Below are 10,368 nucleotides of genomic sequence, written 5' to 3'. Positions count from 1 at the left end.
CGCAAGTGAGCAGTATGGTAGATCGTCGGGCTCATAACCCGAGGATCGTTGGTTGATATCCAGCTGACGCAAACTATTAAATAAGAACAAACGTCTACCTAAAACAGAGTAGAAGCAATATCTAGTTCCGCATATAATTCGGACGCGAGATGGAGCAGTATGGTAGCTCGTCGGGCTCATAACCCGAAGGTCGTTGGTTCAAATCCAGCTCCCGCAACCAATTAACGAAAAATATACCCCCTTCTTTTATATTCGTAGCAAAATCAAAACATCATAGCTCGTCGGGCTCAACTCTCTATTAATAAGAAAAGTCGAAGATCGTCGTGCCATAGATTCAGTGGGCAGCCTTCTCTGAAAGGTATTGCTAGCTTATGCTGCATTTTCAATAAACTTTAAATAAACGTACTTTATTCCGTGTGCAAGTAACAATATGCTGGCCGCAGCGCAGAAAAACAGCAATGCGATAGATTCAACCTGTGTTGGAGTTTCACGATAAAAGTAACCCCAAGCACTCCAACCCAATACTGAAACCACGCTTAACTGCCACATACACTGAGTGCAGCGGCCAAGCTTTTCCCAAAAATTAGATTGCTGACACTCACCACAGGCCATCTAACCTGCTCCCTTTTTTATTAGTCATCTAATCTATAGCACTTAATATTCAGCAATTAACAGCTAGGTGCCTAAACCTTCTGCGTGATTGGGGTTTCAGATCATAAAACTGCAATCGTGGCTTCATTGAACTGTCATTTTACATTTCTATTCTATGTCGCATTAATTCAGTGATTAACTTATAGCAATCATCACCTTAATCACTTAAATACCGACCTTGCAATACAGACAAGGAACGTGACATCAATACTAAAAGGGATCTTCATGACACATAAAAGCCTGCTCGCACTTGCTATTTCATCTTGCCTATTAACCGCATGTAATAGTGACACTAAAACTGTCGAAGTGATCAAAGAAGTTGAAGTCACTAAGGAAGTTCCACCAGCAGAAGTCACTCAAGTCAAAAACGTTATTTTGATGATAGGCGATGGCATGGGCGCGCAACAAGTGGGTTTATTAGAAGAATATGCCCGTCGCGCACCAAACTCTACCTATAAGAGTCAAGGTGGTAAAACAGCGTTATCGAAATTGGGTGAAATAGGTCAGCTTGGGTTATCGCTTAATGCTCCCCACGGTGATAATGGCAGTCTAGTGGTGGATTCAGCTTGTTCTGCCACTCAGTTAGCAACAGGCAAAGCCGCGGGCTCTGAAATGATAGGCCTAGATAGCGATGGTAATATTGTCGCGACTATTTTAGAAAAAGCCAAAGCAAAAGGTAAAGCGACCGGATTAGTGTCAGATACCCGCATTACTCACGCAACGCCAGCAGCCTTTGCCGCTCACCAACCCCACCGTTCATTGGAAGCACAAATTGCAGAAGAACTCATCGCCTCGAACAATGTGGATGTGATGCTTTCAGGCGGCGCACGAGTATTTTTGCCTGCTGATATAAGCAGTAACACCCAAGCGCAGCAATCCATGCAAGATCTTGGCGCGCCAGCGAGTGTTTACAAAAAATCTAAACGTAGTGATGAGCGAAATTTACTATTAGAAGCCAAAGATAACCATGGCTATACCTTAGCATTTGATAATAAGCAGCTTAGTGCCGCACAAGGCACTAAATTGTTAGGCTTATTTGCAAACTCTGGCATGAGCGATGCTATTGCTTACACCGCGTGCCGTAAAGAGAACACCTGCACCGAGCCTTCCCTTCGAGACATGACGCTCAAAGCCTTGGATATTTTATCTAAAGATGAAGACGGCTTCTTCTTGATGATTGAAGGCGGCCAAATTGACTGGGCCGGTCACCTTAATGATACGGGTTGGATGCTGCACGAGTTGCTCAGATTTGATGAAGCCGTAGATGCCGTCTACGAGTGGGTAAAAAACCGTGAAGATACCTTAGTTATCGTCACCGCCGATCATGAAACGGGCAGTTTTGGCTTTAGTTATTCACGTAACAATTTGCCTGAAGCCCAAAGTTTGAATGGTGATGGCATGCAAGGACTTGATTACCAACCCAACTTTAACTTTGGCGCACTATCTCACCTAGATAAGCTTTATGCCCAAAGCGGTACTTTTTATAACATGATGGACAGGGTCGATGCCGGTTGGAATTTTGATAACTCAACGGGTCAACAATGGAGCGACGCCATTAATGAATACAGTGCATTTAAAGTCACTCCAGAGCAGGCTTCTGCGGTAGGCGTGCGAGAAAATAATGACTACTACGTGGCGGGACACAGCTACTTGTCGGCGGCGCAATTCCCAAAAGTGAATGATTTTAAAGAGTTCTACGTCTATGGTGATGAAACTCACGGTAACTTAATTGGCCGTGCGCTAGCAAAAGAGCAAAATACGGTTTGGGGCACTGGCACTCATACTGCAGCTCCCGTCCCAGTTTATGCTTTTGGTCCTTATGGGGTGACTAAGCAATTCTCTATGATGCAGCACCATGTAGAAATAGGCCAAAAGATGATCACCGCCTTGGTAGGTAATGAATAAGCACTAATATCTTGAACTAAGAGCTTAAACTTAAACTTAAACTTAAATATTAAGTTCAGCACTTAAGTTATCTTAAATAAACTAGGGCCGGTTGAATTTTGTTCGAGATAAAACCGTTTTAATCGCGGCGAGTGAATTGCAGCCTAGTAATCTAAGCAAAATTCGCTTAACAAAGAGTAAAACGGTTTTAGTCGAACCCTTTGGGCAGCCTTTGTTGGTCATTTCTACTGCGTTATCGGCTTTTTATGTAGAATAACTACACTGCAAAGCCTCTACCTTGTATAAATGGCCAACAATTCGCTGCAAAAACAACCTTGAAAGATCAACAGGTCCTAATGAAGAGGCGTTGATACTCGCGCCTATTTTTTATAGTCCATAAATCGACATTACTTCAAAGCCATCAGCTTACTTCACATCGCTTCACCAACATCTTGTGGCTAGTAAGAACAGGCTAAGATAAGGTATGCTAAAGCATATTTTATCTGTGGGACTTCAAAGTGTTAAAACAATTTCGTTCACATAAGCCTATTGGCTCTGACAAAAGCACTCACGCGGCCGCTCTTAAGAATATTGCCTCATCACCACGTCTCAATATCGTGCCTACAGCCATCCTAGCAACCGTGTTGATGGTAATGACGGGATGCGCGTTTAACAGTGTCGACCCTGATGATTATGTCGGTAAATTCCGTGATCGTTTACATGCTGAAGTCTTAGAAGATGGGCTTAAGCTATTTACCTATACCGCAAGGCTTGCTAACCCATCCCTCATTCCCTTAGAGGAACGCCTTCCACAGGATAGGCCTTTTGGCCGCAGCCAAGATGACTATCGTGAGTACCTTATTGCACAAAAAAATGCCCAGGATGAGCGAGAGCTATGGGTAAGACAGGTTGAGTTAGGGCTGGAAAAGACCTTAGAAATGTCCGCATTTTGCCGCGATGGCTACCATGAACTTAATCGCTTTATCGACTTTGACCGTGCCGAAATTCGCGGCGAGTGCAAAGAAGGAGCAAACGATGCTGACCGAAAAAAATATCCTGCAAAAAACCTTAAACGATAAATGCTATGTGCTGAGCCGACTATAGGCTAAACTTAGCCCCACAGCGCCAAATCACGATATGGATCTGCCAAGCCTCGTCAAATTTATGCAGGGGCTTAGCAAGCAACCGTTTTACTAAGCGGTTGTCTACTAAAGTCAATCTTTTAAAAGTTAAGAAGCCACATGAATAGAAAGCAAGAAATGATTAAGAAATTGGCCAAGCGCGCCAAGGCAAGGGCAAACAAGGTTGAGCCATCTAATCCGCAAAAGGTCCTTAAGCCAAAATACATTTCTAAGGCTGAGCGTGAAAAGTTGGCCCTAGCTCAAGAAGCTGAGAAAAATACCGTCAGCCCAGACAGTGACGCCACTGACGAAAAAGCCTAATTTAAGCGCTTTACAGTCTTAACGCTAAATCTAAAGACTAATTATAAAGCTTAAGCATTCATGCTTAGGCTTTTTTAATGCCTGTCTCTGACTCATTGTTGGCATCTTCACTTAGCTGCTCACACAGTTGTGGCTCATTAAGTTGCGCCAATTGAGCACAAGATGAAGAAAGCGGCAGATCTGCCGATCCCATAGGGACATCTTCAAGTTCAATGCCCTCCACAGGCGCCTTTGACCCAGGTACTTTTGATTCAGACCCTTTTGACTCCCCTATCATGGCACTTGAGCTTTGTTCAATATTATCAACCAATTTATAAGCTACCCACAATCCCGCTAGACCAAACAATACCGAACCGATGGCTTGACCAATAAGTACTCCAAACACGCCGCCATACTGGGCTCCGAAGTACACAAAAGGTATGGTGCCTAAGGTGGCTTTACCGGCATTAAATAGGGTTGAATACTTGGCTTTGCCTAGATTATTAAATGAGGCATTAGCGACGAATAAAATCCCTGCAAAGATAAAGAATATGGCCATATATTGGCAATAAAACTGGATCAACGCTGCGCCGTCCCCTTTCATATCAAAAGCATCTATGATGAAGTCCTTGATTAAAAATAGCACTAGCGACATCACTACCACATAGCAAATACAAAACTGAATGGCTTTGGTTAAGCTGTCCCGCACCCTATCAAATGAATTGGCACCAAAATTTTGTCCAACTATGGGGCCTATAGCGCCAGAAAGCGCGAAAATCATCCCAAATGTCACTGGAATTAATCGCCCTAATACCGCCCATCCCGCCACGTAGCTATCGCCATAATCGGCAATGGCGCGGGTCACAACCGCATTGCCAATGGTGGTCGCAACATTGGTCATCATGGCTGGCAAGGCAATAGAAAAAACAATGGGTAAATCGTCATTTTGATTGCTAACGCTTAACCCAGACGTGAGTTTATGTTTAACCAGCACCCCATGGGTCGAGATAATCAATACCGTTAAACGAGCCAGCACTGAGGCAAGGGCTGCGCCCTCTATGCCCATAGCAAATAAGAAAATAAAAATAGGGTCTAACACAGCATTGACCCCGCCGCCAGCTAAGGTAGACATCATAGAAAGCTTGGCATCGCCGACCGCTCGCAGTGCACCGCCAAGGGCCATAGCAAGGCAAATAACTGGCAAAGAAGGGATAAGTATGTACAAATATCCTTGAGCTAACTCAGCCGTGTGACCCGTTGCGCCAATTAGTGCCAAAAGCTCTGGCACAAACAGCCCCACCAGTAACGCTACCACCACACTAATGGCAAAGCTTACAATGGCGCAGTTAAGCAGTAATCGTTTTGCCAAAGCCACATCTTTTGCACCAATAGCTTTAGAGACTAACGCGCCCAAGGCAATGGATAACCCTATGCCTATGGACGTCGTAAAAAAAGAAATAGTGCCAGCATAACCCACTGCGGCAGCAAGCTCTTGCTCACCCAATAGACTCAGGAAAAAAATATCCAATAAATCTACCAAGAAAATAGCCGAAATACCTATGGCAGCCGTCGAGCTCATGACCCAGATATGGCGAAAAATACTGCCGTCTACAAATTTAGCCGTTGTCATTTGTTACCTTAAAATCTTTAGCTTAGCGGCCATTACAGCGCTTCAAGCTCACTGCCACATTGAGTGCAAAATTTGGCGTCATTATCATGCCCATTCTTACCGCAATTACTGCATTTTCTTAAGTCACGAGTTCGCACCATCTCATGGGAGATTTCTGCAGTTAAAATACCGGTAGGAATAGCGATTATTGAGTAACCGATTAACATGGTTAAAGCCGCAATACCCTGACCTAATGGAGTCTGCGGCGTAATATCACCATAACCCACAGTGGTAATAGTCACCACGGTCCAATACATAGACTTAGGGATAGAAGTAAAGCCGTTGTTTGGGCCTTCAATCACATACATTACAACGCTTAGCACCATAATGATAAGGCTCACCGAAAAGAAAAACAGAAACACTTTTCGGCTCGATTGCATCATAGCTTTAAGGAGTAAATTACCTTCTGCCAAATAACGCAGTAACTTAAGCACCCGAAAAATACGAAACAGTCGTAATACTCTGATGGCGAGCACTGCATTAGCACCTGGGATAAACAGCGCCAAATAGCTGGGCAAAATAGAAATAAAGTCCACCACACCATAGAAGCTTTTTGCGAATGAGAAACGGTTTTCCGAGCAATATAAACGCAATAGATATTCTAGCGTGAAAATCACCGTAAAAAACCACTCGCCTATGTTTATCAGGGCGCCATATTGCTGATGGATGCTCTCTATGGTGTCGATAAAAACCAAGGACACACTGAGCAAAATACACAGGATTAAACTGATGTCGAAATACCGACCCCAGCGGGTTTCAGTGCCAAAGATAATGGCCCTGAGTTGCTGCTTTCTGTCTATTACTGGTGTGTGTTCGGGTTTCATCATCATTCCTTGAGAGGCATATTATGGTTGTCGTCTAATCAGCCCGCTGAAATTGAGGGTTTAAGTGCTAAAAATCTTGCTAAGCTATTCTACATTAACAATGAACTAAGGTATTATCTGCCTTATTTAAGATAACAATAATAATGGTATGCCAAGGAGCGCTTTTGAAGCTTGGTATACCCAAATAAGTGGGAGAGTTCATGGGTGTTGCTAAGGTTTCAGTGCAAATGTCTGCGCTGCTGTTGTCGGTATCATTGTTCGCTGTACTAGCATCATCACAAGTGCAAGCATCATCAAATCAGCATTTCATAACTAAAAACAGCAAGATAGACTTGGTTATCGTTAATAAATCCGCCTCCAGAATGTCTATCATACGTGATGGAAAAACAATTAAAAGCTATCTTATTGCTATGGGTGATGCCCCTAATGGTCACAAACTTACCGAGGGCGATCAACGTACCCCTCAAGGACGCTATTTCCTCGACTACAAAAAATCTGATAGCGCCTTTTATAAGTCCATTCATATCTCCTACCCCAATGAAGAAGACAAACTCAGGGCCGATGCATTAGGAATAAGCCCTGGAGGCATGATAATGATCCACGGTGAAAACCCCAAGTCAACATTACCGCCAGAGGAAGCACAAAAATACAATTGGACCAATGGCTGCATTGCTGTAACCAATAAAGAAATGGATGAGTTGTGGCGCATGATAGACCCAGGTACGCCAATTGAAATTTGGCCATAAAACGTATTAATTCAATTTTTTGAAGTAGAAATAACAGCAGAAGTCACGCTATATGAGCATTACATTTGACCACCTAAACCGCAGTTGGAATGAGTTTAGCCAACAGATTTTAGGCTTTATCGATACGCTGGGCTTAAGTCAGGCCCAGCTTGACTGCGACCATGTCGCCTTGAGGGTCAATAGCCTAGAAACAGCGCTGCAATTAGAACAAGCCTTTAGTAAGCAAGGTCAAATCATCTCTAAAAACATCATCAATGGGCGCCCCATTGTGATTATCGCCTTGGATACCCCTTTAATGTTAGGCGGTTACGCCATTGGCTGCGTTGAATTGCCCTATCCTTCTGAAAAAGTCTACCCAAATGAAGGTTGGGAGCATGTAGAGCTAGTGTTCAACTGCCAAGCCAAAAATTGTGAAGAACTGGCATTGGCCCTCACTGGCCGCTTCCCTACGTTAAAAGCCATCTTAGAGACGCCTGATACACATACTAGCAGTGGTGACATCAAAGTTAAGATGAGCTCACCTAAGGGTGATAAAGAGCGACTCGCCAATCCGACTATCGCCCTTAAACAAGGGAATATTTGCGTAAAAATCCACACTCATCATATTAAGGCTATCATTGCCAGCGAGCAGTAATGATCTCAACCCATAGCTAACAGACATCGACACAGCAAAGCCACAATACTAATTCAACGAGCAATGCCAACAAGCTAAACCAACAAGCCAATCGAATGCCTAAGCACTCAGACTAGTGTGTTTTAGTCGCTTTTTTGGCAGCTAGTACACTGGCCATTGACGGCACTATGCTCACCGGATCAAGGCGCATGTGGAACCAATTAAGACGCCAATCTAAATGAGGCCCTGTGACTCGACCCGTAGCGCCAACTTCAGCAACGGCTTGCCCCTGCTTCACCTTATCACCAGGCTTTACATAGAGTTTGCTCAAATGAAGAAAACTTGAGCTGACACCATAGCCATGATCTATGATCATGGTGCCGCCTGAGTAGAACATATCAGCAACCGCTAAGGAAATTTCACCATCAGCAGGCGCGACCACCACTGCCCCTGTCGGCGCCGCAACGTCCACCCCAAAATGTGGGTTACCGGGAACGTCATTGTAAATGCGCTGGCTGCCGTATACTCCTGAAATTCGGCCGGTAAGTGGCCAAATAAAATCACTGAGAAATGCTTCGCTTTCAGTAAAAATTGAGCGCGCCGCTTGCGTCTGCTTAGCATCTTGCGCCGCCCGAGCGACAGCTTTAGGATCGGGCTTCATTATGCTGTTACTAATGCCTTTTACACTTTGAATTTGGTATTTTCTGGCACTGATTTTAAGCGGTTTTATTTCAGTAAGACCATCAGGGTAGACCAGCTTAAGACGCTGTTCACTTTTTGCATCGCGATCAAAACCAATGGCAAACTGCCCATTAGGCGTAACCTTAACAAGGTTATCGTTTAACATCACCTGAGTACCGCTAGGGACTTGACCACGCACTAAGGCGCCTTGCTCAAAGTGCCCCTGTAAACTCACTTCTGCGGCACTGCTTACGCTGAAGCACAAGCTAAGCGCCACTGCCAACATCATTTTTATCGTCATCATTTCATCCTTAATTGAAATTCTAATAGCAAAAAGCTTTCTCCTCAAATGAGTAAGAAAGCTTTACATTACATGTTACACAGTCGTTTGAAGAACCAGCTTGAAATTAGCGTTTATAACCTGTGCTTAAAACCATGCATAAACATAACACTCTATAACCTATAGTAAACCACGGTTAACTGGGCTCTTGTTGCTGTCCTTTCTGGGCAATGGCCCCTTTACCAATACCTTCATAGGCGATCACTTTAAACTGGCTGCTAGGCACTTTATCCGCCAAAGTATTCGCCATAAACTCAGCTAATAATTCAACCGTCGTATCATGGGGGATGATTTCACACAGGCCTTTAGGCATAGCTAATTGGAAATCACCTTGGGGGGCGACATAATGAAAACCATAATGAGTTTCATCATTAGCATGACTCTGTTGTGACAACTCAAGCTCAGTAACTTCGACCACATCATCATTAGTGCCAAGATAAATATCATGCCAACGCTCGGCCCAGTACTCATCCCACTTTGGTTCAGCAATACCATTCTCAAACACTGTAATTGGGCTTCTGTGGCCATGAGCAATACGTTGACAATTACCGTCATGTTTTCTCAAACCGTGGCTGTAATGGTAATAAGGTGTATCTAGTACCTCATTACGCAACGTTAAATTTATGCCCTGAACATTATCTGGTAAGGCTTCTCTCAACGCCTTTTGCAAGAATGAATTCACACTATCAAAATCAATCACTTCAGTAGGGATAAGTGCAAATGCTTGAGACGGACAAGCCAAATGAATATTGCCTTTCTGGCTTGAAAAATCCATCCATACTCTGTCACCCTGCTGTTGCCAGCGTACTTCGCTGCAGGCGGTTGGGATCAATAAACGGTGATCGGCGACATCATCAATAGTGTTTTTAATGGTGCGTTTAACTTTAGCGAAATCCAGCACCATATTTTGATCATCAAGTCCGCCTTCAAGCATCACATCGACAATCCAACTTTCCCCCACCATGCCGCGAATAGGGCATAAATAAGAGAAATCAATAACAGTTAAATCTTTAACGAACAGTTGCATTTACGCTCCCAGGCAGAAAAACAGTCTACCTCGTTTATTTGCTCCCGAATAGCAATGGCTAGTGGGAAAGACACTTAGCGGTACATTCTAAACAATTGCATGCTATTGAGCGAGTGAAGAACGCAGACTTAAGCATGAAATCGCGTATTTTCATCACATTGATTGAGGCTGAAGCGAGAAGAATGGCGATTAAACAATAAAACGCCAGCAATGAGACATTAAAATCTTTAACGAGAATATTTAGCTATCACACTGTTTTATAATGGCTTGTATAGGGTAGGCTAAGAGTTGTTTTACTTCAAAGTCGCTAATGCTGATCACATTGAGATTGCCGAATATTTACAAAATCATCTTACACAATTATTCACACTGTATTTTCAAAAACTAAAAAAAAGCCAAAAGAAAGGCCACGACAATAATTCGTGGCCTCTTATTCTTTGTTAAGCAATCCTGCTATTTTTGTGCTCCCTGCACCATCCATGCGTTCTATGTGCATCCCTTGCATCTGTCCT

At 43.6% G+C, this 10,368-nt stretch carries 10 protein-coding genes and 1 tRNA gene; 6 read left to right on the top strand and 5 right to left on the bottom strand.

Features of this window, described 5'->3' with window-relative positions:
• The first annotated feature begins 143 nt into the window (after positions 1–143).
• Positions 144–220 (top strand) — tRNA-Met (locus H5073_RS17355).
• Positions 221–369: 149 nt separating this feature from the next.
• On the opposite strand, the gene H5073_RS17350 is transcribed toward H5073_RS17355, so the two are convergent.
• Positions 370–612 carry a DUF3624 domain-containing protein gene (locus tag H5073_RS17350; protein WP_182680821.1) on the bottom strand — a complete coding sequence of 81 codons (243 nt, stop codon included), beginning with the start codon at positions 610–612 and terminating at the stop codon, positions 370–372.
• A gap of 264 nt (positions 613–876) precedes the next feature.
• Here H5073_RS17350 and H5073_RS17345 point away from each other — a divergent pair, with 264 nt between their 5' ends.
• From H5073_RS17345 to H5073_RS17335, 3 genes are all read left to right on the top strand, one after another.
• The gene (locus tag H5073_RS17345) at positions 877–2,556 is read left to right on the top strand and encodes an alkaline phosphatase (protein WP_182680820.1); all 1,680 of its coding nucleotides are present in this window, start codon (positions 877–879) and stop codon (positions 2,554–2,556) included.
• A 497-nt stretch (positions 2,557–3,053) separates the two neighbouring features.
• Positions 3,054–3,614 carry a hypothetical protein gene (locus H5073_RS17340; protein ID WP_182680819.1) on the top strand — a complete coding sequence of 187 codons (561 nt, stop codon included), beginning with the start codon at positions 3,054–3,056 and terminating at the stop codon, positions 3,612–3,614.
• 162 nt (positions 3,615–3,776) lie between these two features.
• A complete protein-coding gene (locus tag H5073_RS17335; RefSeq protein ID WP_182680818.1) occupies positions 3,777–3,977 on the top strand; it encodes a DUF2986 domain-containing protein in 201 nt (66 codons plus the stop codon).
• 64 nt (positions 3,978–4,041) lie between these two features.
• On the opposite strand, the gene H5073_RS17330 is transcribed toward H5073_RS17335, so the two are convergent.
• Together H5073_RS17330 and H5073_RS17325 are read right to left on the bottom strand one after the other, a co-directional pair.
• Complete coding sequence (locus tag H5073_RS17330) at positions 4,042–5,586, bottom strand: MATE family efflux transporter (RefSeq protein WP_182680817.1); 1,545 nt, start codon at positions 5,584–5,586, stop codon at positions 4,042–4,044.
• A gap of 32 nt (positions 5,587–5,618) precedes the next feature.
• Positions 5,619–6,449, bottom strand: a complete 831-nt coding sequence (locus tag H5073_RS17325) for an ion transporter (protein ID WP_182680816.1) — start codon at positions 6,447–6,449, stop codon at positions 5,619–5,621.
• A gap of 200 nt (positions 6,450–6,649) precedes the next feature.
• Between H5073_RS17325 and H5073_RS17320 the strand changes: the two genes are divergently transcribed.
• Complete coding sequence (locus H5073_RS17320) at positions 6,650–7,195, top strand: murein L,D-transpeptidase family protein (RefSeq protein WP_182680815.1); 546 nt, start codon at positions 6,650–6,652, stop codon at positions 7,193–7,195.
• A gap of 52 nt (positions 7,196–7,247) precedes the next feature.
• Complete coding sequence (locus H5073_RS17315) at positions 7,248–7,829, top strand: VOC family protein (protein ID WP_182680814.1); 582 nt, start codon at positions 7,248–7,250, stop codon at positions 7,827–7,829.
• Positions 7,830–7,941: 112 nt separating this feature from the next.
• Here the strand turns inward: H5073_RS17315 and H5073_RS17310 are convergent, their stop codons facing one another.
• Positions 7,942–8,790 (bottom strand): M23 family metallopeptidase, encoded by an 849-nt coding sequence (locus H5073_RS17310; protein WP_182680813.1) that lies wholly within the window; start codon positions 8,788–8,790, stop codon positions 7,942–7,944.
• 175 nt (positions 8,791–8,965) lie between these two features.
• Positions 8,966–9,856: a 6-carboxytetrahydropterin synthase gene (locus H5073_RS17305; RefSeq protein WP_182680812.1), complete on the bottom strand. Its 891-nt coding sequence runs from the start codon at positions 9,854–9,856 to the stop codon at positions 8,966–8,968.
• Between the last annotated feature and the right edge of the window lie 512 nt (positions 9,857–10,368).

This window comes from Shewanella sp. SR44-3 (assembly GCF_014163735.1).
Classification (GTDB): domain Bacteria; phylum Pseudomonadota; class Gammaproteobacteria; order Enterobacterales; family Shewanellaceae; genus Shewanella.
This window is presented reverse-complemented; position numbering and strand designations above follow the sequence as displayed.